This is a genomic window from Pseudoalteromonas sp. NFXS39 (genome assembly GCF_040148775.1).
Taxonomy (GTDB): Bacteria; Pseudomonadota; Gammaproteobacteria; order Enterobacterales; family Alteromonadaceae; genus Pseudoalteromonas; species Pseudoalteromonas apostichopi.
In genome coordinates, this window is the sequence record NZ_JAGDEC010000001.1 from 1 (window position 1) to 25,066 (window position 25,066).

The window sequence follows — 25,066 nt, forward strand, 5'->3', positions numbered from 1 at the left end:
CTAAAGAGCCTATCGCTGACGATGAGCCAGTTTTAGCTGAGATAGAAAAGCATGAAAAGCCTCAAATTAGTGAGCTTGATGAGCCTGCAATTGAAGAGCCTAGCTTTACTGCATCTTCATCGTTTGGGTTTGATGAATACTCAACTAAAGAGCCTATCGCTGACGATGAGCCAGTTTTAGCTGAGATAGAAGAGCTTGAAAAACCTGAAATTGACGAACTTGAAAAGCCAGTAATTGAAGAGCCTAGCTTTACTGCATCTTCATCGTTTGGTTTTGATGAATACTCAACTAAAGAGCCTATCGCTGATGATGAGCCAGTTTTAGCTGAGGTAGAAGAGCTTGAAAAACCTGAAATTGACGAACTTGAGAAACCAGAAATAGAAGAGCCTAGCTTTACTGCATCTTCATCGTTTGGTTTTGATGAATATTCAGCTAAAGAGCCTTCCGCTGATGATGAACCTGCAAAAGATGAGGTACCTGAGTATGACTTATCTTCATTAATGGATGATGATTTATCTTTTACTGATCATTTCACTGAACAAGATCAAACAGTCACTGCACCAAATACAACAGCTGTTCAAGACGATATTAGCGATGATGATTTAGCTAAAGCTTTACAAGCACTTGAGCAAGAGCTGCAAGATGAACCCGCTTCATTTAGTTTAGAAGAGCCGACACAGCCAATTGAAGAAACGGTTGATGTTTCTAAAGAGTTAAATGACGACGATGAGCTTAAAGAAGCTGATAAAGAGTTAGAGCAACAAGATGATAAGCCACATAACCCATTTGCCAACTTATCACTTGACCCTGCTTGGGATCCCAGTTCAGACGAGAAGCCTGTGATTGAAAGCAAATCCAAACAGCCAAAGTCACAAGCCTTGATTGACGCAGAAGAGCGCGCCAAACAGTTTAAAACGGATGAGTAATAAAAATTAGCAAGCTTCAAGGGGAAAGTTACAAGTTTCGAGGCTAAAGCCCGTAGGACTGGCTTTAGCCGGGAATTGTCTTAAGTTACGAGGGAAAAGTAGCGAGAAACGAGATGCGAGTCTGTAGCAGCGATTTTACATAGCGTCCTAGCGCCTAAACCCTTACGCCTATGCTTCCCCCGTAGGCGTGAAACTTGTTTCGCGCGTCTGAATATAGAAAATTTGAAAAGGTTTACATGGATTATGTTTGATTCTATTCGGCACTAAAGTACCTCCTACAAGGCTTAAATCGCTGAGGAGAACACCCGACCTAACCAACCCCACAGCTCGGCTGACACTTAACATCTAACGACTAAAAACAGTGTTTATCTTGCCTAGAACCTTTCTCCTTTACTCTCGCTAACTTCCCATTTGGCTCACTTTACAATTGGACGTGGGCGCATTATCCAATGAAACACAAATATCAAACCAAAAAACACCAGTACAGCTAAAACACACAACACAATAATGTTAGTTGGTAAAAACGAATCTGTACCATAACTGTAGCGCTTTAGCTCTTGTTCCATACTAATTTTTGCGCGCTCAGCTTTACTGGGTAATACAAACTCATGAAAAGGGTCAGTAGGCTTTGCTTCTGTTCGGGCAAGTTGAGCATTTTTTTGCTGCCATAACATATCAAACTGCTGAAACTGAACTTGCTTATTTTCAAAGCACGACTCTAGATTTTGCAGCTGTAGTGAGCGAGCAGCACAACGTGGCGGCATAACATAAAAGCGCTCCCATGCAGCTTGTTTGCTAATGTAGGCTTGCTCAGTTAGTGGCTCTGCCAAAGTGTTTTCAAGCTCATTAATGTCAGGGTTATACAAAGACGATTTAAGCTCTGCTATTTGCTCTTCACTAAAGCATGTTTCAGATATTCGTGCCGACAAGCTTTGAATGCGTTGTTTATAAGCTTCAATTTTGTCGAGAAGATTGGTTTTGCGCAGGGCTATTTGTAACTCTACACGTTCTGCTTGCATAGATTGGCAAGCTTCTGAAGGAGTTGATTGCTGCGCACAGACAAAACTAGGCAACAACAACGCTGTTGTCATTAAAATCCGTTTAATCATTAATTTACGTCACTGTAAAAGTTAGGGGTACAGATTAGCAGTTTCTAATAAAACTGCAAGAAATCTGCGCTAAACCCACCTAAAAGACTGATAAATTACCAGTGCAAGCTTTTACATATCCCACGAGCAATACTCATTAAAAGTCTTCAGATTGATTATTTCCACTATCAAACTGCTGATCATCCATAGCAAACTGCTCAAGCAACCAAGCTTTAAACAGCCGTACTTTTTGCCATTTAAAATGATCGGGCGGCGCAGCAAGGTAATACTTAAATTGGCATTGATATTCAAAGTTTGGATAAATCTCTAGCTGACCAAGTTGAAGTTGAGTTTCGATTAAGCGCCGTCTTACCAATGCAATACCTTGCCCTGCTAACGTGGCTTGAATAACCAATGCTGCATTATCGATTTCAAGTGCGGGGAGCGCATCTGGACTGACAGCTAGTTGCTGAGCCAAAGTTAACCAGCCTCTCTCTGCATCTGGGCACACATCTTTAATTAATTTTTGTGCCAGAACCTGTGGTTTTAGGGGCTTATGAACATCAATGGCACCAGGTTTATAAGCCAAAAATAGGCTGTCGTCACTGATAAGCTCACTATGCAAACCCGGGTAACTACCTTGCCCAAATCGAATACCTAAATCGACCTGTCCAGATGAAAAGTCAGCAAGTTGGTCACTAGGCTCTATACGCACTTTGATATTGGGGTATTTGTTTTGAAAATCGCTAATACGACCAAGTAACCAGCCACTGGCAAAAGAAGGTAACACAGTTAAGTTTAACGTATTTGGGTGGCTATCTTGACTAACAGCCTGTACGCCTGCCTGCAAATGACTAAAGCCCTTAAGTACATGGGGTAAAAGTTGTTCGCCTTGGCGAGTTAGTTCTACATAGCGGGTATGACGAGTAAATAAACTGCAATCAAGCTGTTGTTCTAACAGGCGAATTTGTTGACTAACCGCAGCTTGGCTAACAAATAATTGCTCTGCCGCGAGCTTAAAACTACCTAACTCTGCCGCGTGCTTAAAGTACCAAAGGCTTTTTAATGGAGGTAACTGCATACGCACTCATGGTTAATAAAAACTTAAGCATAGGGAATTTTTAATTGTTTGTCAGTAGTCGTAACACAAGTAATACTCATACAGCCAACCGCAACAAGACAAGGACAACCACCATGAAATACTTAATTATTTTATTACTTTTGTGTGCCTCAAGCTTTAGTTATGCCAATCAACCGGTAATAACGCAGCTTGATACCGATGAAGGCTACCCTTATAAAAACTTAATTCAAAAAGTAGAACGAGTAGAAATTCGTTATGTAGAAAACACAAATTCGGTGACCTGCAAAGTCAATGTGCAAACTCTGCACAACCAATACATGGGCAAAGAGCATACTGTCTCAGCCAAGCTGTTTGCAAAACGCCCAATGGCCGCTTGTTTAACCCGAAAAAAAACCAAGCAAATTCTCTATATGCTGTAACCCTTTCAACCTTGTTAAACTAGGCTACGAATAGCAGTACTTCCCCAGTAGCCTAGTTTTTTCTGTATGTATGAAACGTGTTTCGTGCGTTTAAATGAAGAAACGAGCGGTTTGCTAGATCTTTTTTCGAACCACAGAGGACATAGAGAGCATAGAGGAAGACAAGGAGTTATCTATAGCGCAGCGCCTCATAACCTCTTTGTGAAATTACCTTCTATATGTAGCGCAAAGCGCCTCGGTGCCCTCTGTGGTTCAATTATCTTTATTCACAAAGAGAAGTGAATGAGAAAACAATGAGATACTAATTAAGCCAATTAGTTAATTGTCTCTAAAGCGTAGCGCCTCATAATCTCTTTGTGCATTAAGTTTCTCTGTGTAGCGCGCAGCGCCTCGGTGCCCTCTGTGGTTCAAATATCTTTATACACAAAGAGAAGGGAGCGAGAAGACAATTAGTTAACCATAGAAGCCAGTTTAATCTTTCCTCTAAAGCGCAGCGCCTCTTATCCTCTTTGTGAATATTAAATCTAAAACTCCTCCACCACCTCTACCTCAACCGGCTCCGCCAAAGCATTTTCATAAAACGCGAACACCGCTTTGGTATAGGGCTGAGCATAATGCTCATCAAGGGCGGCTTGCGATTCAAACTGCTCAACTAAAAACAAACAACGCTGCTCTTTGCTCGCAAACAGCTCAAAACGGTTACAACCAGGTTCTGCGCGAGTGGCTGCTAATATGCTCTGTAAACGCCCTTTACAGTCGTCAAATAATGCCGCCTTTGGGGTAATTTTTGCCACGATATTAATCATACTGACTCCTCACTAAATAACTTTAAAACCAATGCCCGAATTGGCGGGGCGACCGTAAAAGCCACCACAAACGCAGCAGGCCACGCATTGGCAAACGCCTTCATCCAACTTAGAAAAAATGTATCGCTCAGCCCTAAGTTGACATAAGTGACCCATGCCGAAAGTAAAAACGACATTAAAAACGAAAATGCCGCAGTAAAAGTAAAATGAATTTTCATATGTCCTCCTTGGCGTTACTATATTTGTACAACGCAAGTGGCAACAGTCACGAAAATGCAAACTAAGATTGAGGGAGTCGTATGCTGGATGATCTGCATTTATTTATTGAAATAGCGCGCCGTAAAAGCATGAGCCAAACAGCAAAAGATTTAGGACTGAATCTATCGACCCTATCACGGCGCATTCAGGCGTTAGAAGAAAAGCTCGCCGAACCATTACTGCAACGCACAGCCCGAGGCATTGTGTTAACCGCCAAAGGCGAATCACTGTATAACGAGTTAGGCGAGCAAGTACTTGCTCTTAACATCCAGCTTGAGCAATTAAATAACTCGCCCGCCGCAAAAGAGTTTTACCTGTTGTGCCCACAAAACATCATTGCAGGCCCACTGATGGGTGCGGTTAATCAGTTTGCAATGGCAAACCCTGAGTTAAATCTCCACATTTACCCAAGTAATGCCAACAGCCAACTAAGCCAAAAACGCTTTGACTTAGCCATTCGCATTGGCGAACAACAAGACTCAAGCTATTTTCAAAAGCGCCTAGGCATGATCGCAATAAAGCTAATTTCAAAGAAAGATGCCCCAACATCAAGGTTGATACTGCCCTATTCAGAGTCACAACTACCCAGCGGTTTACTTAACAAATTAAAAACCGAGTATGAACACATAAGCTTTTGTTTTGATATTACAATCGCCAGAAAAATGGTTGAAGCAGGCTATGGCATTGGCTTGCTACCCATGAGTGAAATTTGCTGTATAGACGACACCAGCAACTTTAGTTATATCGACTCCCCCCATAATATTCCTGCAAGGCCAATTTACGCCCTTTGGCCACATTCACGCACGCCATCAGCAAATGCCCAGTTGTTGATAGAACAACTCCAAACCAGTATTGCAGACTCACCGAGTTTACAAGGAGAGGTGTTGAAACTGTAGTTGTTAGTCATCGTAAGTCGGGCTTTAGCCTGTATAACAACTCAATCTTTAAACCAACGATAAAGACCAAACACAAACAACATAGCCGCTAAGCCTGCCAAGGCTAATTGCCAAATTTTAAGATCACTCAACTTATTAGATTGCTGACTAACACTATCAGTTAAAGGTGCCGTAGCGTTTTTAACGGGTGCTTCGATTATCGGGCTTTTTATCACGTCTTGGTTTGTGGCTTTATTTGTATTTATTTCTGTAATCGTCGGCTTTACTGTAATAACAACATCTTTATTGTCTGCTTTTGCTTTACCGTTCCAAGCCGATTCAAATAGCGCCTTTTGCTCAGCTTTATTTTCGCTACACCATACAAAATCAGCCTGCTGAATATCCTTCGCTCTACAGCGATCAGGTAATTGATAAAATTGCCCCCAAGCATGGCGTTTTTTATCGTCATTATATGAATTTGAATACACCGTAGAGTTATGTACTTTGGTGTTTAAAAGTGAGGTAGGGTTTGAGCGATACGTATAATTACCGCCATTACCAGAGCTTCTTTTTGGGTGTTTGCAGTGTCTCGCAAGCAGCGTAAAAAGCTCATCTAAACGCTGATTCCAACGTTCACCTTGCCTTGCCGTGTAGCTACGATTCATTCTTTTACGAATACCCTCGCGCTCAGCCTCAATACTATCGCAGCGACTTTTTGAATATTGCTCATCAGCAACTGTGTTGAAACTCGCAATCAAAGTAGCGAGTAATAAAATCCATTTATTCATAACATTACATCTGTGTAATTTGGTTGTAATTACTCCCTATGTGTTAGCTAGGGAAGTACTTATTCGATAAAAGCTAGCTAAAACAATTGCTTTAGAAAACTTTCGATGCAAATTGCCTACTCAAACTAAGCATTAAATTTAGTCTCTATCAATTAAACCTTAGAAATATTTAAGCTTCTTTGCACAGCTTGATAGCAAATAGCTTTTTGCATAGCTCCATCTATTTGGTTTTGGCGCATCGACAGTATAGTTTTTGCTAACTGTCTATGGGAAACAATAGGAAATGGTGGTCGCTGCTTCAACTCTATAAACCAACCTGGAAAGCACAATATTGGGGTTATTTTTGTTTGAAAACCAGTTGCTTCACTTAACCATTTATAAACCCAATTTGCTTGTATTTCTGCTTGTTCAATTGGCTTGTTTTCATTCCAAGATGGAAAGGCTAGTAGATTATTTTCGAATCGGACTTTGTAGTTTGTATCATCTTTAATGCGCTTATGCCTTCCTTTTGTTTCAATCGCAAAAACACCATTAGGCCCAATAACTAAGTGATCAATATTAAACCCATCAGCTTGAATATCATGAAATATTTGATACCCATGAGATTGAAGCTCAATTAATTCAGATGCAACAGCTAACTCAGCGTCTCGCCCTAGTTTTAGTTTAATTAACTGGTCTGATTCAAACCACGATTTTCTGGCGGTGTAAATTAAACCGACAATAATTACAATTATAAAAAAGTAGTTCAATTGACCGCTTGCCAACATTTCGGTAATCCCTTTGAGGGCAAACGGCATTGTAATAATCAATGCAGCTAAACCTATGTAACCAACAACATTAAAGACCTTATCGTTTACTTGATCGTTAAGTGTTTGTGCGGCTACTCGAGTAAATTTTTTTCGATCTACAGGTAACTTGGCTTGCTTCTGATGAAGCCATACTCTTAAAAAAATAACACCTAATATTGAATATATTCCTCCTATTACAAATAAGAGGCTGAGTCCTTGTGCTATGAAGTTATCCATTTCAGGTCCTTGTTCTGTTAACTCCCTCTTTATACATCAATTATTTAATAATGTCGCGTTGGCGACGGCAACCAAAGAGAAGTAAACGCCGACTTCTCTTTGGAATCTCTCGGCGCCCCGAGGTTCACACTGTTCCCTCAATTTGAATTAATTAAATGAACGTAAACAGCGTAGATAGGCCATCCGTGGCCAAGCTACGCTTTTAACAGCATCCATGCTGTAAATTACTCATAATTAATTCAATTTCGGGTGTGAACACGGGAAAAACCTCAGCAATCGCCTACAACTGAACAATGAGTTATTTCTTGTTTTCATTAGCTATTTCAGTAAACTGGCTGTAAATAACAGGGAGTGGTTTATGGAACAGGTTGGCATTTACGAGCAGCTTATTACTCAAGTGATTGAGCAGAATTTAGATCGTAAGCAATTTTATGTAGGAGAACGCCAACTAGAATCTGCCGAAGCCGCAACTTGGTTAGCTCGATTTTTAGGAAAATTAGTCGCACATGCGATTGATGCCATCCCCAACTCTAAAGATCGATTAAGCGAACAAATTGATTTAGCTAATAACTTAGTTTTATGGCTTAAAGATCATATTAAAGACGATGAGCTAATCAATGAAAACCTCATAGATAGCCAAGGCAAAATTCTTACAGCTCTATTCAATACTGAAAACCCTGTAGCCACTAATCTCAAAGACTACTCAAGCAGCATTTTCCCACTAACAGGTCTTACACAAAGTGAGTTATTTAGTGGCGCAAATGCCGGCCTATCTCTTGAGACTGAGCTTAAAAGAGAAATTAAATCAGCTGATACCATTTATTGGCTCGTTTCATTTATCAAATGGACTGGACTGCGGATTTTTAAAAGTGAGCTAGAAGCCTTTACAAGACAAGGTAACAAACTAAAAGTTATCACCACCTCATACATGGGGGCAACAGATGCTAAAGCGGTTGAGTTTTTGGCAAGCCTGCCAAACACTGAAGTAAAACTAAGCTATAACAATCAGCAAGAACGTTTACACGCAAAGTCTTACTTATTTATGCGTAACACTGGTTTTCACACTGGCTACATTGGTTCGTCTAACTTATCGCATTCGGCTCTTACCAGCGGCCTTGAGTGGAATTTAAAAATCACCGCGCAAGAAATTCCTCATATTATCGCTAAAACCAAAAGCACCTTTGAAACCTACTGGCAATCACCAGACTTTGAGCTGTTTAGTGGTAAAGTTGAATGTAAAGAAAAGCTAATAAACTCACTGAATGAACAGCGTGGTAAAGGACAAGCAAGCAACCAGTTCTATTTTGATATAACTCCAAAAACCCATCAATTAGCTATTTTAGAAAAACTAAATGTTGAACGAAGCGTTCATAATCGATTTAGAAACTTAGTGGTGGCTGCAACAGGCACTGGGAAAACTATTATATCGGCATTCGATTTTAAAACTGTGTATGACAAAAAACCAAATGCCAACTTTTTATTTGTCGCTCACCGAGAAGAAATCCTCACTCAAGCACAAAGCGCATATCGTGGTGTGCTAAAAAATAATGATTTCGGCGAGCTTTGGGTTGGCAACTACAAACCTCAAAGATACAACCAATTATTTGCCTCAATTCAAACCCTTAACAACCAAATCGACAACATAAAATTGAGTGCTGATTTTTATGATTATATTGTTATTGATGAAGTGCATCACGTAAGTGCTAACAGTTACCGTGGCATTCTGAATTGCTTCAAGCCAAACATTTTATTAGGGTTAACGGCCACACCTGAAAGGCAAGATGGGGCAAATATTTTAGAAGATTTCTGTGGTGTTATTGCCGCTGAGATCCGCTTACCAGAAGCCATAAATCAGCGCCATTTATGCCCGTTCCAATACTTTGGCCTTGATGACGATACAGATTTAAGCACGGTAACGTGGCGGGGCGGTCGTTACGATATTAGTGAGCTTAGTAATTTATATACAGGCGAGAATAACCGCGCGAATAAAATCATATCGAGTCTCAACGACATCGTTACAAATATCAATGCTATTAAGGCATTAGCATTTTGTGTAAGCCAAGATCATGCTGAGTTTATGGCCAGTAAGTTTAACCTTGCAGGTATAAGTGCAGATATACTTACCAGTAAAAATACTAGTGAACGAAAACACAAACAGCAGGCGCTTAGACGAGGTGAAATACACATACTCTGCGTTGTTGATATTTTTAACGAAGGAGTCGATATTCCAGAAGTAGATACCCTGCTCTTTTTGAGACCAACCGAGAGCCTAACGCTATTTTTACAGCAATTAGGTCGTGGCCTACGTTTACCCGACAACAGTCAAAAGCAATGCTGTACCGTACTCGACTTTGTTGGTAACGCTCGCCCCGAATACGACTTTGCCAATAAGTTTCGCGCTCTAATTGGCAAAACTAACCAGCCAATAAAAACCGAAATAGAAAATAATTTTCCGCACTTGCCGCTGGGCTGTCGTATTGAGCTGCAAGAACGCACGCAAAAAACTATTTTACGTAATATACAACAAGCAACAAACAGCAAACGCCGTTTACAACAGCTTATAAACAGTTATTCTCATCATACAAGCGACAAGCTAACACTAAGTAACTTTTTACGCATAAACCCACAAGTCACATTAGAAGATATTTATAAACCGAAAGATACAAAGCATGGCGGTTGGCATTGGTTAAAAGACGATGATATTCCAGCAGATCAAGTTGATATATATAGTGCCTATTACAGAGCTATAAATACGCAATTACTTAGCTGTGATTCGCTCAGTTATTTATGCTTCTTAAGAGATTTATGCAATAACGACTTTAGCTTTATACCTACACAACAAAATCAACAATACGCTCTAATGGCTCATTACAATTTTTGGGATAACACTGGCACAAGTTTAGGATTTAAATCTCTTAAGCAAAGCTTACAAGCACTAAAAAACCCGCTATTACAACACGAGTTATCAGAAGTGATTACGCTTTTAATAAATCGTATTCACCAACAAGAAAGTGATTTAACGTGCCTCCCTAATCACGCAATAAAATTACACAGCCGTTACACTCGCCAGCAAGTATTAGCTGCATTTGGTGCACATACGTTTAATAAAAAATCGACTGCACGTGAAGGCGTATTAGAGTTCAAAAAACAAAATTTAGAATTACTTTTTGTAACTCTCAACAAATGCGAGAAAACCTATTCGCCAACAACGCTATACCATGACTTTGCGATCAGCCCCACTCTGTTTCATTGGCAAACGCAAAACAGCGCCCGACCAGAACACGGCCGCGGTCTAAGCTACATTCAGCACCAACAAACAGGCAAAACCATCTTGCTGTTTGTACGTGAACAAAGCAAAGATGAAAACGGCCGAACCATGGGATTCGTTAACTATGGCGAGGTTAAATATCAAAGCCACAGCGGCAGCCAGCCAATGAACATAACATGGGAATTAGTAAGCCCCATGCCAAGCGAAATGTGGCATGAAGCAGGGAAGTTAGCGGTTGGTTAAAGCATTAGCTTAAAGAATCATATTTGTACTTTGTCTGCGCGACTAGATCTAACGCGTGGACATTTTTACTTCCCGCCAACTCGAACCTATCCTTTGCTAGCCAGAGTTTAGCGCCATTGCTGCTGGCAACTTGGTATGCCCAGTTGCTTACTGCAAGGGATTTGTCTACATCACAATGAAAATAGCGAGTTAGTTCATCAGTGAGTAGCTGGCTGTGACGATCTAGGTTTTGATCTTGCCAACGTTCACGGTGCAGCTGGGCTGCTAAAAAGTCGCGTTTGCTGTTATTACAACTTCTATGGGCAGCAACAAAATTATGACCTAAATCGTTAGCGTAGCGGGCAAATGGAATAAAGTGATCAACTTCTATCGCGCTAGTGAGTGGCTTTTGACAATAAAAGCACTGGCCTTTTTGTATTTCGACTAAAACTGGTTTTGCTTTGTTAAGTGCTGCGCGGTCGAAACCAAATAAAAAGTCATGCAGTTGGCTTTGCGGGCCAATAAGTGCTTGATTGTGCTTAATGCTTTGAATCTTTTGTAGCCATGCATTTTTAGCTAAATAGACAACTAAATCGTAAAAGCGTCTAAAACAAGCGGCTATGCCTGCGTTTAGAGTGATATATCTTTTTCCTTTTGTGTGTGGGTATAAAAAGCACTCTTCTTGTTTGGCGAGAATTTGTAAGCGCCACAACGGGCCTGTTTTTAAAGTATCTAAAGCTGCTTTGTAAGTAGTGTGCCAGTAAGGGCTTAATTTGAGCTGGCGTAAGCTACGAATATTGTTTTGCTGGCACTCATATAGCACCGCAATTACCTTTGATTGCGCCCCCGAATTTTGTTTTAGTAAAGCACTTTCACCACTATGGGCAGAAGAAAATGGCACTGCATGGTGCCAATAAAGCTCTATTAACTTTTCAGCAAGCTTAGCAAGATCAATGTTTAACTCGCTAGCTTCATACATCATTGGCTGCTCAACACAAACATCAGCCAACGCATGCAATAGTGCAAACTTATAGGTAGCACTAAAATCACCTTCCACCAGCATACGCTGAATGTAAGCAATAAAATCGAGTTGCTGCTGCATGGCTATCATCAATCAAGCCTTGTATGTACTTTTGAATAGTGCATTAAAGTTCATGAACTGTTCCCTGTTTACGCCGATTTATTTGCCATTTATGCTCATAACGCATTGTTGTGGCTTGAATATTGGCTATTTAGTTTAGGAACAATCTAGCATGAAAAGCTATTGCAAATATAGGATTTTAGGTAGAGTCACTCTTTAAAACCCATACAATATTGGGAGAATTGCGGTATAACCTGCTATACCGCATTAAACTACTATATCGTTCTTCTGTGCAGAATGGCGTTTAGCCATGTTTCTGTGGCGCGCTCTGGGCGTTGATCGGCGCTTTGCCATGACTTGAGAATAAACAGGTCGGTGTTTTTAATAATGCTCTCAAGGGCTTGTTCGTTTACGTCGGTAAATTCACGGCCGTTGTGTTCGCGCTCGCCGTCGCCGTATTTAAACGATACATACACGATGCCTTGTGGCTTTAATGCACGGGCAAGGTTGTTGAATGCTTCGGTTAAGTCGTTTTTTGCTACGTGAATAAGGCTTGCGCAGCACCAAATGCCGTCGTATTTGGCAACGTCGTTTAGCTCTTGAAAACTGCTTACTGCAACGTCTTGGTTTAAGTATTCTGACGCCAGCTTTGCCATAGCAGGGCTGATATCGAATGCATCTACGCTATAACCACGCTCTTTAAAGATGAAAGCATCGCGGCCAGAGCCACAACCGGCATCAAGTAAAGCGCCTTTTTTTGGGATCAGCGGTAAAAATTCGTCGTAAAGTTCATTGAGGTCTACATCGAGTGTGGCATCTACAAATGCTTGTGCATTTTGGTTGTAGTATTCGACGGTTTTGGATGCCATTTTACTTCCTTTATATTGGCAAGATTGCTTGGCGCTAAAATATCATTAAAGCTAGGTACTAAAAAGATATCAAATTGATTTTAAGTATTTTTAACGGGAAATTTTTATATATTCAAGCGTAAGTAACGAAGCGCTGTATAGAAGAAATAATACTCACAAAGAGGATAAGAGACGCTTCGCTTTAGAGATTACAAAACAAGTAGCAGCCTATTTCGGTCACTCATTGCCTTCTCGTTCACTTCTCTTTGTGCGAAAAACAAAAGCTGATCGCTACACAGAGAAAAACTTCAGTTACGAATTTTCCCTATAGTTTTATACTTTTAACTCAACAACATTGCACAATTGACAATTTACTAGCACTATTATGTATTAAGAAGACTTTAGTCTGAGGTAAGCATGCACGACAAGCAAACTCATTGCCAGCCTACTGGTTGCAATAACTGTAAAGACAATTTAGAACTTGGCTTTGATTTTACAATGGCTTTTCAGCCAATTATTGATTGCACCGATAAACATATTTTTGGCTATGAGGCTTTGGTTAGAGGGCCTAATAATGAGTCGGCTTATTCTGTTATCTCACAAGTTAACGATGAGAACCGCTATACCTTCGACCAGCTTTGTCGCATTAAAGCTATTTCGCTTGCAGCTAAGCTGAAGCTTGATTCGATTTTGAGTATTAACTTTTTACCTAACGCGATTTACAAGCCTGAGCGCTGTATTAGAACAACCCTTGAAGCTGCTAAACAATATGGCTTTCCGGTAGAACAAATTATGTTTGAGTTTACCGAGGTTGAGCAAGTTGAAGACAGTACACATATCAAACGTGTGATCGAATATTACCAATCACTCGGATTTATTACCGCAACCGACGACTTTGGTTCTGGGTATTCGGGTTTAAACTTATTGGCTGATTTTCAGAGCAATATTATTAAACTGGATATGGAATTAATTCGTGATATTCACCTTAATAAAGCGCGCCAAGTTATTGTTAATCATTGTATTGCTATGTTTGAAGAACTCAACATAACCGCCCTTGCCGAGGGGATTGAAACAGTTGAAGAATATCAATGGTTACGCCAAGCCGGCGTAAGTTTGATGCAAGGGTATTTCTTCGCCCGCCCGGGGTTTGAGAGCTTGCCAGAAGTTGATTTTAGTAAGTTTGAGTAAGTAAGCACAACGAGAATCGAGTTGCGACAAAGCAAGAGCTTTCAGACGCGTGAAACAAGTTTCACGCCTACATGTAGCAGCGGGTTTATCCCGCGTCATTAGGTGCTAGGCTCTAGGACGCGATGTAAAATCGCTGCTACCTCGAATCTCGTAACTTTACTCTTTCCCCTTGTAACTTGCTAACTTAAGGCATTTCCCGGCTAAAGCCAGTCCTACGCGAGAAACATTAGGTTTTGGGCGCTAGGCTCTAGGTCGCGATGTAAAATCGCTGCTACCTCGAATCTCGTAACTTTACTCTTTCCCCTTGTAACTTAAAACTTGAAACTCGCAACTTTATCCACTTTTAGTCCCTTTTTTAGTAAAAATAGCAACTTATTCGTTGATGTAGTTACAAATTATCTGTAACTTGTGTCGCCCATTTCGCTACGCACGACTATAATATTAAGTGAAATCAACATTTCCATACTAAATACTAGGGATACACAATGAAAAAACTTCCTATTGCATTGGCTCTATGTGCTGCTTTTGTGTCTGCAAACACAATGGCAGAAGTTCGCATAAACGGCTTCGCTTCAATTGTCGGCGGTAAAGCCCTTGACGACAACGCAACCCTCTATGGTTACGATGATGATATTTCGTTTAAAAACGAAAGTATGTTCGCATTACAGCTCTCCGCTGACTTACAAGAGAAGCTAAGCGCTACAGCACAAATTGTGGCTCGTGGCAGTGATGATTTTGATGCTGAGTTTGAATGGGCTTATTTAACCTATGAGTTTACTGATGAGCTACAAGTCAGTGCGGGTAAATTACGCGTTCCTTTTTATCGCTATTCAGACTTTTTAGATGTTGGTTACACTTACCGTTGGGTTCGTCCGCCACAGTCTGTTTATAACTTACCATTTTCAACGTATGAAGGTATTAGCCTTTTACACAATACGCAATTAGGCGATTGGGACTCAACAGTCCAAGTTATCTACGGTAGCTTCGATGGCAATATTGCAGTGGTATCTGTTAATGGCGATACAGAACTTAACGATATTGCAGGTATTAACTGGACGATGAGCTATGACTGGTTCAGCGCCCGTGCTGCATATTTTGTAGCAGATACAAGCATTGCCATTGAAAACGACACTGACGCGGGTATTGCGCTTAATGGCCTAGAGCAAACACTGAGAGCCGCAGGTTTTGTTGATCAAGCAGATGATATTGCTGTAGACGAAGATGATGGCTCTTTCTTCGCAGTGGGCTTTTCGATTGATTACAACAACATTCTGTTTGACGCTGAATACACTGAGTTTGAAGTAGAAAACAGCGCTCTTGCTAAACAAACTCAATACTATACATCTGTTGGTTACCGTATGGATGAGTGGATTGTGCACTTAACTTACGAAAATAACGACGACAAACACGATAGCAACCGCTATAACGCACTACCTACAGTACCTGCTTTAAATGCCGGTATTAATCAGGTTCTTGAGGGCGTAAAAGCGAAAAGCAATGTGTATACCATTGGTACTCGTTATGACTTCCACCCATCAGCCGCTTTAAAAGTGGATTTCAGTCGCTTTAAAGATGACATTTCAGATACAGAAACCGACGTTGTTGCTGTTGCTGTTGATTTAGTTTTTTAATTGGAGTTCATGATGAAAAAATTATTAATCGCTACAGCGGTCACCTTATGTTCGCACGCAGCTTTTGCTGACGTTGCTGTAATTGTGAACCCTGCAAATGGCAATGCTATTGATGAAGGTACAATCAAAAAGATTTACCTCGGTAAAGCAAAATCGTTTGATGATGGCACGAAAGTAAACCCGGTAAACCAAGACGGCAACAGCGTAAGCGATGAGTTTAACGATAAGGTGGTTGGCAAGTCGAGCAGCCAGCTAAACGCTTATTGGTCAAAACTGGTATTTACAGGCAAAGGCACTCCACCTGAAAAACTTGGCAACGATCAAGCTGTTATTGACTTTGTTGCTACCAACAGCGACGCCATTGGTTATATTGATGCTGCAAAAGTCACAGACAAAGTAAAAGTGGTTGGTACTTTTTAAGTACCAACTCCTGATAATAAAAAACCAGGCATTGCCTGGTTTTTTATTCGCTTAAATTACTCAACTTTAAATTTTGCAGTGGCGTCGAGTAGTGAATCAGATAAGTAATGAAGATTCTTCGCGACATCACGTACCGCCGACAATGAGTCCATCGTTTCTTCAAATGACATATGCATGTTCGACACATTTTCGACTACCATGCTCGCAACCGATGTTTGCTCTTCAGTTGCTGCTGCAATTTGTGAGTTCATACCGTTAATTTCTAAGATCTGTTCAGAGATCTTATCAATAGACTGCCCAGTACTTTCAGCAGCCTCTGCATTATTTGTAGCCATGTCTCGTGCTGAATTCATCGCATTTACAGCATCACTTGCCGCAGTTGTTAAGGTAGAAAGTAGCTCTCTGATCTCGTTTGTTGAATGCGATGTTCTAGAAGCCAGTTCACGCACTTCATCTGCAACAACCGCAAAGCCCCGTCCTTGTTCACCTGCACGCGCGGCTTCAATAGCCGCGTTTAGCGCTAGTAAATTAGTTTGTTCGGCAATTGAGGTGATCACATTTAAGATTTGCGTCACATTTTTGGTGTCATTAGCTAGTTGATTAATCGTTGATGAAGCTTGATTTATTTCTTCACTCAATGTGCGAGATTCGGTTACAGAGCGCTGTATTTGCGTTTTACTCTGCTCAACCTCTCGCTCGGCTGTTTGCGCAGCTTGTGATGCGTTTGCCGCCGAATGAGAGATATCAGCAACACTTTGACGCATTTCTTCCATCGACTGCTTAACAATATCAGCATCTGATGTTTGTTTAGTTGTCGCGCGTTCAGCTCGCTCCATACCTTGCACTAGTCGCGTTGAGTTCTCCATTAATGGTTCACAAACAGCTATTACTTCAAGTACCGCAGCTTTTAACAGTTGAATAAACGCGTTGAAGTTAATCGATACCTGACCAATCTCATCTTTTGCATGTACTTCAAGTTGCGTGCTTAACGACCCTTTACCATCTGCTAATAGACGTAAGTTATTTGCTGCAGCACTTGCTGATGAGCCAATTCCACGAGCAATCCAAATAGAGGTAACAATTAGTAAGATCAGCGATACAACAGACACTACAAGCATTAAATTAAGTGCGTTATCTGAACGAGCTTTAGTTGCTTGAACCAGTTCAAAAAAACGATCATCTGCGCGAGTTTGTGCTTGTTTAAAGCCTGCTAGTACAGCCTCATATTGCTGTGTTTTTTGCTGTGCTTGCTGCTGAATTTTACTGAAATCGGCAGTACCATCGATCATTGAGGTTGCAATGCTCGACGAGGTTTGTGCGTAAAGCTCTAATTGTTTTTTGGTATCGGCATGCACATAGCTGTCGTTAATGCTGATGATATTTTGTAGATTTTCATTAATCGTTTTATACGTTTGCGCAGCACTATCAACTAAGTCTGATTCACCAAACGTGACCGCTTGAGTGTATAACTCATCTAGTTTTTCAAGTAGCGCAACGTTTGCAGATGTAAGTTTAACTACCTGATATGACGATTTCTCTAGCTCGTCGAGCGAGATTTTGTTGTCATTCATCGCTATAAAATTAGTTACTACTATGATCACGAATGCCGTTATAGCAATGCATGTTATGGCGTGTATTTTTTTTGTAATGCTCAAGTTATTGAAAGAAATACCTGCAGACATTGAATCCACCTCTACTGTCATATTACTTAGTATTATCGCCCGATTTCCCTAAAGTATTAACTATATTTATATATTTTCAGGTTTTTTTTCATATTTGTTTCATTTGTAGGAGGTCTTGTAGGAGGTACTTCAGTGCCGAACCAAAAATAAGAGCTTTAAGCCTTCAGCTTTTAGACGCGCGAAACAAGTTTCACGCCTACGAATGAAACATAGGTGCTAGGTTTTGGGCGCTAGGTTCTAGGCGCTGGGACGCGATGTGAAATCGCTACTACCTCGCATCTCTTATCTAGCAACTTTCCCCTTTACTCTTTCCCCTCGTAACTTAAGACACTTCCCGGCTAAAGCCAGTCCTACGAACTTCATTTTCGTAACTTTCTTCTTTTTAATAGCGTTCTTTGGGGCTGATCTGTATAATCCGCGGCCTATTATTTACCCTATTGCTTGTTTATTTTCGCAGTTGCTGCGCCCATAACCCTGTCAGTATTTTTCTAGGAACAATTCGTTGATTTCAACCGCAAATATCACCATGCAATTTGGTGCAGAGCCCCTTTTTGAGAACATTTCAGCTAAGTTTGGTAACGGTAATCGCTACGGTTTAATTGGCGCAAATGGCTGCGGCAAATCAACCTTTATGAAAATTTTAAGCGGTGCGCTTGTTCCAACCTCTGGTAATGTGTCAATTGCTCCGGGTTTAAAGCTAGGTACGCTAAGTCAAGACCAGTTTGCGTTTGAGCAGTACACAGTGGTTGATGCAGTGATCATGGGTGACGCAGAACTTTGGAAAGTTAAACAAGAACGCGACCGTATCTATTCACTACCAGAAATGAGTGAAGAAGACGGTATGAAAGTAGCTGAGCTTGAAAGCATTTTTGCTGAAATGGATGGCTACACAGCAGAAAGCCGTGCAGAAGAAATTTTGCTCCAAGCGGGCATAGAACAAGAGTTTCATTATGGTTTAATGGCAAACGTTGCGCCGGGTTGGAAACTACGTGTGTTATTAGCACAGGCACTGTTTGCAAACCCTGATATTTTGCTACTTGATGAACCAACCAATAACCTCGACATTCATACCATTACTTGGCTAGCTAACGAGCTTAACCAGCGTAAGTGTACGATGATTATCATCTCGCACGACCGTCACTTCTTAAACTCGGTATGTACTCACATGGCCGATATCGACTACGGTGAGCTTAGAATTTACCCTGGTAACTACGAAAAGTGGATCGAAGCTTCAAGCTTGCAGCGTGAACAACTGCTTGCTGAAAACGCAAAGAAGAGCGCTGAAATAGACGAACTACAAGAGTTCGTAAACCGCTTTGGTGCTAATGCATCAAAAGCAAAACTAGCTAGCTCTCGTGCTAAGCGCATGGATAAAATTAAACTTGATGAAGTAAAAGCATCAAGTCGTATTAGTCCATCACTACGTTTTGATGAAGGCAAAAAGATGTATCGCCAAGCGTTAGAGCTAACTAAATTAGGTCATGGCTTTGATGGTGAAACCCTGTTCAGTGGTGGTGAGTTATTACTTGAAGCTGGCGCTAAGCTTGCGGTTATTGGTGAAAACGGTGTTGGTAAAACCACCCTACTTCGTTGCCTAGTGAATGAATTACAAAGCAACGAAGGCATAGTTAAGTGGTCTGAAAATGCCAGCATTGGTTATTGTCCGCAAGACAGCAGCAAAGACTTTGATAACGACTTAACCCTATTCGATTGGATGTCGCAGTGGCGCACCGCTAAACACAACGATTTAATGGTACGCGCTATGTTAGGCCGTTTACTATTTACCGCAGATGACGCTAACAAAAAAGCGCGTAACTGCTCGGGTGGTGAAAAGAACCGTCTATTGTTTGGTAAGTTAATGATGCAAGACATCAATGTGCTAATTATGGACGAGCCAACCAACCACATGGATATGGAAGCCATTGAAGCACTCAATAACGCATTAAAAGATTACCAAGGCACACTGATTTTTGTAAGCCACGACCGTGAGTTTGTTTCATCATTAGCGACTCGTATCATCGATATTAAAGACCAACAACTTATCGATTTTCAGGGCACGTTTGACGAATATATGGACCATGTTGCGCAACAAGCGCAATAACCCCTTCTTCGAAAAGGTGAGCAAGTTAGCTCACCTTTTTTGTTTACGTTCAGTTATATATTCACTTTACTGAATTACCCATTTTAGGTAACTTAAATTTCTTTGACTTCAATAGAACAATAAATTTAAGGGACCTAAATGAAAAAGCTCCTCAGCGTATCGGCACTGACTCTGGCTCTAACAGCCTGTGGTGGCGGTTCATCAACAGATAAAACGCCTGATGTAAAAGTAGAGCAAAATACTGCACCAACGCTTTCTGGCTCGCTCACTCTCTCTACTAAAGCACTTGAATCAGCTAATTTAGTTGTTGATTTAAAAGATGAGCAAAACGACAGTGTTACTACAACGATTATTGATAAGCCAGAGTGGCTAAATGTAACCACCAGCAGTAATCAAGTAACTTTTAGTGCACAGCCAAGCCTATTCGAAGTAGCTAACCATGCTTTTACTGTGGAAGTCTCTGATGGTAAAGCAAGTAACCAATATACCCTAACCGTTAATGTTGCCGAAAACCGTGCAGCATGGCAACCGATTGAGCTTAGCAATAGCGAAGTAATGGGTAACTGGCAATCAAGCGATGGTAGCGTAAAGCTGGCATTTGCTACTGAAGATGCCGGGGTGATTGCTCAAAATGGTGAGTTAAGCCGTTTTGAATGGTCAAATCCTGATGTGATTGCATTAAATACCCAAGCGATTGATTGCTTGCATGAGTGTAATCAACAAGCTCTTCTTGAAATGGAAGTGTTGGCTAAGCGCGATGATGCTATTCGTGTTGAGCTTTTTAATGTTTCAACCGATAAAGGCGAAGTAGTTACCCTTTATAAATCAAATACAGAGCTTAGCTCTGCGTATTATGCTGATATGGATCACACTACTTTTCACACGGTGAATCATTTAAATACCGAAGGTGAAGAGAGCTATTTTGAAGTATCGATAGCAAGCTATATTTCGACGGCTTCAGGCAGTACCACATCATTCCCTTATGCAGAGTTTTCGGCGACCTTACAAGGTAAAACGTTAACGATTAATGGCGACAAATTTCTTACGAACACCTATGCAAATCAGCTAAATAAAGAAGGCTACGAGGTGAATGTAGAGTTTGACCTTAACCTCGTTAATGCCGAAGTTGTTGCGCAGTTCGATGATTTTGCGGTGCTAAAACTACAACATGTTCTTAGCTATCATGATGAAGCTGACGCTGCGAATATTGTTGAGTCAGAAGAGCTAACTGAAGCTATGAAGGTGCAAACATCGGTTGTTGCATTACAAAAACTGACACCTATTGCGGTTCCTGATCTTAAAGTGGGTAAAACGTATACTGGTCGTTTAAATAATAAAAATTCAGATACAGGCGAAGGGTTAACGATTCGTTATTTACCAACATTTTTCACCATCACAGCAGCCAACACTGCAACGGTAACATTCAATACGCCAAGAAGTACTGACTCGTTCAAGTGGCATTACAACTTAGACAATAATGGCGAAACCGTTAAGGTAACCGGCAATGGCCTAGATACCAGCTTACAATTTTTCACTCTGCCTGATGGTAAAACACTCATGGTGCGCGAGCGAAATAAAGAAGAGCGTCAGGCTCGCTTAGGGTATGAATTCATGGAAGTGATTGATGATTCAACCATCACTCTTGATGACTATAAGCACCTATTTAGCTACTTACGTCAAGGCTACACCAGCGGTAACCTGAAAACATACTGGTTTATAAATGATGATGGTAAAGGCAGCTTTTATTATGCTGATCAATATGGCCTTGAAAACAGAGCTAACTTTACGCCAAATACCTATTGGCAATTTGAAGCTGATAACAGTATTAGTTTTGCAATGATGTCTCAGTGCCCAAGTGCAGTTGATTACTCTAGCTGTAAGGATGATGTGTTAGGCGATGATGAAAATTTATATGCTTCTTTAATTAATTTTAAAATTATTCATAAAGATGCAGATAAATTCATTTTCGACCGCCTGTTTTGGCAACGTATCTATAACTACAGCGATAAAGAAGTTGAAGAAAACATATACCAAAACAGTTATTGGTTAGGTATTGAGAAGTAAAAGCACTTTCAGCTATCAGCCTTCAGTCAGACGCGCGAAACAAGTTTCACGCCTACATGTAGCAGCGGGTTTATCCCGCATCCTTGGCGCTAGGCTTTAGGTTCTAGGCGCTAGGACGCGATGTAAAATCGCTGGCTTTTAGTCGTCAGATGTTAGATGTCAGTCGAGCTGTGAGGCTGGTTAGTTCGAGAGTTTTTCTCTGCTATGAAAGCCCTGTACGAGGCATTGTAGGAGGTACTTTAGTGCCGAATCGGATGTCGAAAAGAGCTTGCAGCGCGCAGCCGCGCGAAACAAGTTTCACGCCTACATGTAGCAGCGGGTTTATCCCGCGTCCTTGGCGCTAGGCTTTAGGTTCTAGGCGCTAGGACGCGATGTAAAATCGCTGCTACTTGTTCGGCGTTAAAACGCCTCCTACATCTCGCAACTTTCCCCTCGCATCTCGCATTTCGTAACTTTACTCTTTCCCCTCGTAACTTTACTCTTTCCCCTCGTAACTTTCCCCTTTCCCCTTGTAACTCGCTAACTTCTTTAAATAAAAAAGGCCACACAGTTCAGCTGTGTGGCCTTTGTACTTAACGGAATTTTAAGTTAAATATCGAAACGGTCGGCGTTCATTACTTTCACCCATGCGTCGACAAAGTCTTTTACAAAACGTTCGTTGTTATCGTCTTGTGCATAAAACTCTGCGTATGAGCGAAGGATTGAGTTTGATCCAAATACTAAATCAACGCGCGTTGCTGTCCACTTAGTTACACCAGTACTGCGCTCAATGATGTCATAATAGCCTTTCGCTATTGGCTTCCAAGTATAAGCCATGTCGGTTAGGTTCACGAAAAAGTCGGTACTTAATGTGCCTACGTTATCTGTAAATACACCGTGTAAAGTACCATTATGATTAGTACCTAGAACACGCATGCCACCGACAAGGGCGGTCATTTCTGGTGCTGTTAAACCCATCAATTGCGAACGCTCTAACATTAGCTCTTCTGCAGATACCGTGTATTCTTCTTTGAGCCAGTTTCGGAAACCATCATGAATTGGCTCAAGTACGTCGAACGAGTCAGCATCTGTCATTTCGTCTGTGGCATCACCACGACCCGGCGCAAATGGGACTGTTATATCAACGCCCGCCGCTTTTGCGGCTTGTTCAACAGCAGCTGACCCACCAAGTACAATTAAATCAGCTAGGCTTACTGGTTTACTTAAACTCGCTTGTACTGACTCAAGTGCGCTTAATACTTTAGCTAAACGCTTTGGTTCATTGCCCTGCCAATCTTTTTGCGGCGCGAGGCGAATACGTGCACCGTTTGCACCACCGCGATGGTCTGAGCCACGATAAGTACGGGCGCTATCCCATGCTGTTGCAATTAATTCTGCTTGGCTTACACCACAGTTAAGTAGCTTAGTTTTAAGTTCACTAATTTCGCTGTCTGATAAGGTGTAATCTACCGCTGGGATCGGATCTTGCCAGATCAGATCTTCGCTTGGTACATCAGCACCTAAATAACGTGATTTTGGACCTAAGTCACGGTGCGTTAGTTTAAACCAAGCACGAGCAAACACATCACTAAAGTATTCAAAATCATCGTTAAAACGCTCAATGATCTTACGATAAGTTGGGTCCATCTTCATTGCCATATCGGCATCGGTCATAATAGGATTTAGACGAATTGATGGATCTTCAACATCAACTGGTTTGTCTTCTTCTTTAATATCAATTGGCTCCCACTGCCACGCACCCGCAGGGCTTTTCTTAAGCTCCCAGTCGTAGTTAAGCAGCAAGTAGCAATAACCGTTATCCCATTTTGTTGGGTGAGTTGTCCACGCACCTTCAATACCTGAGGTCATGGTGTCGCGACCAATACCACGTGAATTATGGTTGTTCCAACCTAAACCCTGCTCAAACACATCGGCCGCTTCTGGTTCTGGACCAACGTTTTCTTCGCTACCATTACCATGGGTTTTACCCACAGTGTGACCGCCAACTGTCAGCGCAGCTGTTTCTTCGTCATCCATTGCCATGCGGGCAAATGTTTCGCGAACTTGCTCAGCAGTTTTAAGCGGGTCTGGGTTACCATTCACCCCTTCAGGATTAACATAAATTAAGCCCATTTGTACCGCTGCCAATGGATTTTCCATGGTATCTGGCTTGGCTACATTTGAATAACGCCCATCACTTGGTGCTAACCACTCTTTTTCAGCGCCCCAGTAAACATCTTTTTCTGGGTGCCAAATATCTTCGCGGCCACCTGCAAAACCGAAGGTTTTTAAACCCATTGATTCGTAAGCCATATTACCAGCTAAGATAATTAAGTCGGCCCAAGAAAGCTTGTTACCGTATTTCTTTTTAATTGGCCAAAGTAATCGTCGAGCTTTATCTAGGTTAGCGTTGTCTGGCCATGAGTTTAACGGTGCAAACCGTTGGTTACCTGTACCACCGCCACCACGGCCATCTTCTAAACGATATGAACCTGCTGAGTGCCACGCCATTCGGATCATCAAACCACCGTAATGACCCCAATCGGCTGGCCACCATTCTTGGCTTTCGGTCATTAGGTTTTTTAAATCGGTTTTAACGGCTTCAAGGTCTAGTGATTTGAATGCTTCTGCGTAATTAAAGTCTTTGCCGTAAGGGTTCGTTTTGCTGTCGTGTTGATGAAGAATGTCGAAATTAAGTGCGTTTGGCCACCAGTCAGTGTTCGATTGAGCTGTGACAGTATTACTACCATGCATTACCGGGCACCCGCCCGTTTTTCCATTACTCATTGCGTGCTCCTAAAAAGCTAAAATATGACGAAACGCTAGAAATTACATTTATCTCTTTCGTCATAAAGAGAGATTTTCTACTAGTTATGAATAACTAATAGCGAATAAGTTCCTGTTGTTTGAAACTATAGGAGTTGTATTTAAATAAAGCTAGATGCAAAAGATGGTTTTAAATCGATTGCACCGATAGGAAAATTTGATTTGATTCATTTTATTAAAGCGTCCATTTTATAAGGGTATTTTTTACAGCGAGTAGCCCTTATGAAAACAATTAATCCTGAAGTTGCTAGACAGCTAAGTATTAACTTTTTTATCGCCCATTTACCTATTTGGATGTTATCGGGATTTGTGGTGGCGTCGCTTGTGGGGCTAATTTTCAGAAGCTCTGCATTGTTTTGGATAGCACTATTAATTACGCCTTTCAGCATTAATTATTTATATTCTAAAAAGCGTATTAAGCAATTTTGTAAAGACAACAAATGCACTGATATTTCTTGTCTTGCTAAGCAAACTGATTAATTTTTAATTT

General features: G+C 41.2%; 19 protein-coding genes and 1 pseudogene. 10 read left to right on the top strand and 10 right to left on the bottom strand.

What is annotated here, in order from left to right; all coding sequences use genetic code 11:
* Nucleotides 1–926, top strand: a pseudogene (locus J3455_RS00005) (hypothetical protein); the annotation flags it as partial.
* A gap of 416 nt (nucleotides 927–1,342) precedes the next feature.
* On the opposite strand, the gene J3455_RS00010 reads toward J3455_RS00005, so the two are convergent.
* Together J3455_RS00010 and J3455_RS00015 are read right to left on the bottom strand one after the other, a co-directional pair.
* The gene (locus J3455_RS00010) at nucleotides 1,343–2,035 is read right to left on the bottom strand and encodes a hypothetical protein (protein WP_130052952.1); all 693 of its coding nucleotides are present in this window, start codon (nucleotides 2,033–2,035) and stop codon (nucleotides 1,343–1,345) included.
* A gap of 136 nt (nucleotides 2,036–2,171) precedes the next feature.
* Entirely contained in the window at nucleotides 2,172–3,095 is a 924-nt protein-coding gene (locus J3455_RS00015) for a LysR substrate-binding domain-containing protein (protein ID WP_130052953.1), read from the bottom strand.
* Nucleotides 3,096–3,208: 113 nt separating this feature from the next.
* Between J3455_RS00015 and J3455_RS00020 the strand changes: the two genes are divergently transcribed.
* Complete coding sequence (locus tag J3455_RS00020; protein WP_349560705.1) at nucleotides 3,209–3,514, top strand: hypothetical protein; 306 nt, start codon at nucleotides 3,209–3,211, stop codon at nucleotides 3,512–3,514.
* A gap of 524 nt (nucleotides 3,515–4,038) precedes the next feature.
* Here J3455_RS00020 and J3455_RS00025 read toward each other — a convergent pair.
* Both J3455_RS00025 and J3455_RS00030 read right to left on the bottom strand, forming a co-directional pair.
* On the bottom strand, nucleotides 4,039–4,320 hold the full coding sequence (locus J3455_RS00025; protein ID WP_297331695.1) for a putative quinol monooxygenase: 282 nt from the start codon (nucleotides 4,318–4,320) through the stop codon (nucleotides 4,039–4,041).
* Nucleotides 4,317–4,538: a DUF2798 domain-containing protein gene (locus J3455_RS00030; RefSeq protein ID WP_348709262.1), complete on the bottom strand. Its 222-nt coding sequence runs from the start codon at nucleotides 4,536–4,538 to the stop codon at nucleotides 4,317–4,319. The genes J3455_RS00025 and J3455_RS00030 overlap by 4 nt, the downstream gene beginning before the upstream one ends.
* 81 nt (nucleotides 4,539–4,619) lie before the next feature.
* Here J3455_RS00030 and J3455_RS00035 point away from each other — a divergent pair, with 81 nt between their 5' ends.
* On the top strand, nucleotides 4,620–5,474 hold the full coding sequence (locus J3455_RS00035; RefSeq protein ID WP_349560707.1) for a LysR family transcriptional regulator: 855 nt from the start codon (nucleotides 4,620–4,622) through the stop codon (nucleotides 5,472–5,474).
* Nucleotides 5,475–5,515: 41 nt separating this feature from the next.
* On the opposite strand, the gene J3455_RS00040 is transcribed toward J3455_RS00035, so the two are convergent.
* Both J3455_RS00040 and J3455_RS00045 read right to left on the bottom strand, forming a co-directional pair.
* Complete coding sequence (locus J3455_RS00040; protein ID WP_349560708.1) at nucleotides 5,516–6,241, bottom strand: hypothetical protein; 726 nt, start codon at nucleotides 6,239–6,241, stop codon at nucleotides 5,516–5,518.
* 152 nt (nucleotides 6,242–6,393) lie between these two features.
* Nucleotides 6,394–7,266 (bottom strand): nuclease-related domain-containing protein, encoded by an 873-nt coding sequence (locus tag J3455_RS00045; RefSeq protein WP_349560709.1) that lies wholly within the window; start codon nucleotides 7,264–7,266, stop codon nucleotides 6,394–6,396.
* Nucleotides 7,267–7,624: 358 nt separating this feature from the next.
* Here J3455_RS00045 and J3455_RS00050 point away from each other — a divergent pair, with 358 nt between their 5' ends.
* Complete coding sequence (locus tag J3455_RS00050; RefSeq protein WP_349560710.1) at nucleotides 7,625–10,777, top strand: DEAD/DEAH box helicase; 3,153 nt, start codon at nucleotides 7,625–7,627, stop codon at nucleotides 10,775–10,777.
* 4 nt (nucleotides 10,778–10,781) lie between these two features.
* Here J3455_RS00050 and J3455_RS00055 read toward each other — a convergent pair whose 3' ends face one another.
* Nucleotides 10,782–11,870: an HNH endonuclease gene (locus J3455_RS00055; RefSeq protein ID WP_349560711.1), complete on the bottom strand. Its 1,089-nt coding sequence runs from the start codon at nucleotides 11,868–11,870 to the stop codon at nucleotides 10,782–10,784.
* Between the two features lie 242 nt (nucleotides 11,871–12,112).
* The gene (locus J3455_RS00060) at nucleotides 12,113–12,706 is read right to left on the bottom strand and encodes a class I SAM-dependent methyltransferase (RefSeq protein WP_349560712.1); all 594 of its coding nucleotides are present in this window, start codon (nucleotides 12,704–12,706) and stop codon (nucleotides 12,113–12,115) included.
* 396 nt (nucleotides 12,707–13,102) lie between these two features.
* Here J3455_RS00060 and J3455_RS00065 point away from each other — a divergent pair, with 396 nt between their 5' ends.
* The 3 genes from J3455_RS00065 to J3455_RS00075 all read left to right on the top strand — a co-directional run bounded on the left by J3455_RS00065 (nucleotide 13,103) and on the right by J3455_RS00075 (nucleotide 15,924).
* A complete protein-coding gene (locus J3455_RS00065; RefSeq protein ID WP_167657347.1) occupies nucleotides 13,103–13,873 on the top strand; it encodes an EAL domain-containing protein in 771 nt (256 codons plus the stop codon).
* Between the two features lie 485 nt (nucleotides 13,874–14,358).
* On the top strand, nucleotides 14,359–15,504 hold the full coding sequence (locus tag J3455_RS00070; RefSeq protein ID WP_130052963.1) for a porin: 1,146 nt from the start codon (nucleotides 14,359–14,361) through the stop codon (nucleotides 15,502–15,504).
* Between the two features lie 12 nt (nucleotides 15,505–15,516).
* On the top strand, nucleotides 15,517–15,924 hold the full coding sequence (locus J3455_RS00075) for a type 2 periplasmic-binding domain-containing protein (RefSeq protein ID WP_130053041.1): 408 nt from the start codon (nucleotides 15,517–15,519) through the stop codon (nucleotides 15,922–15,924).
* Nucleotides 15,925–15,980: 56 nt separating this feature from the next.
* Here J3455_RS00075 and J3455_RS00080 read toward each other — a convergent pair whose 3' ends face one another.
* Nucleotides 15,981–17,606, bottom strand: coding sequence for a methyl-accepting chemotaxis protein (locus J3455_RS00080; protein ID WP_130052964.1), 1,626 nt, complete (start codon nucleotides 17,604–17,606; stop codon nucleotides 15,981–15,983).
* Nucleotides 17,607–18,108: 502 nt separating this feature from the next.
* Here J3455_RS00080 and J3455_RS00085 point away from each other — a divergent pair.
* Both J3455_RS00085 and J3455_RS00090 read left to right on the top strand, forming a co-directional pair.
* Nucleotides 18,109–19,707 carry an ABC-F family ATPase gene (locus tag J3455_RS00085; protein ID WP_130052965.1) on the top strand — a complete coding sequence of 533 codons (1,599 nt, stop codon included), beginning with the start codon at nucleotides 18,109–18,111 and terminating at the stop codon, nucleotides 19,705–19,707.
* Between the two features lie 138 nt (nucleotides 19,708–19,845).
* Nucleotides 19,846–21,771: a hypothetical protein gene (locus tag J3455_RS00090; protein ID WP_349560713.1), complete on the top strand. Its 1,926-nt coding sequence runs from the start codon at nucleotides 19,846–19,848 to the stop codon at nucleotides 21,769–21,771.
* 588 nt (nucleotides 21,772–22,359) lie between these two features.
* Here J3455_RS00090 and katG read toward each other — a convergent pair.
* Entirely contained in the window at nucleotides 22,360–24,537 is a 2,178-nt protein-coding gene (katG, locus tag J3455_RS00095; protein ID WP_349560714.1) for a catalase/peroxidase HPI, read from the bottom strand.
* 261 nt (nucleotides 24,538–24,798) lie between these two features.
* On the opposite strand from katG, the gene J3455_RS00100 reads away from it, so the two are divergent.
* On the top strand, nucleotides 24,799–25,056 hold the full coding sequence (locus tag J3455_RS00100; protein WP_349560715.1) for a hypothetical protein: 258 nt from the start codon (nucleotides 24,799–24,801) through the stop codon (nucleotides 25,054–25,056).
* Nucleotides 25,057–25,066 lie beyond the last annotated feature (10 nt).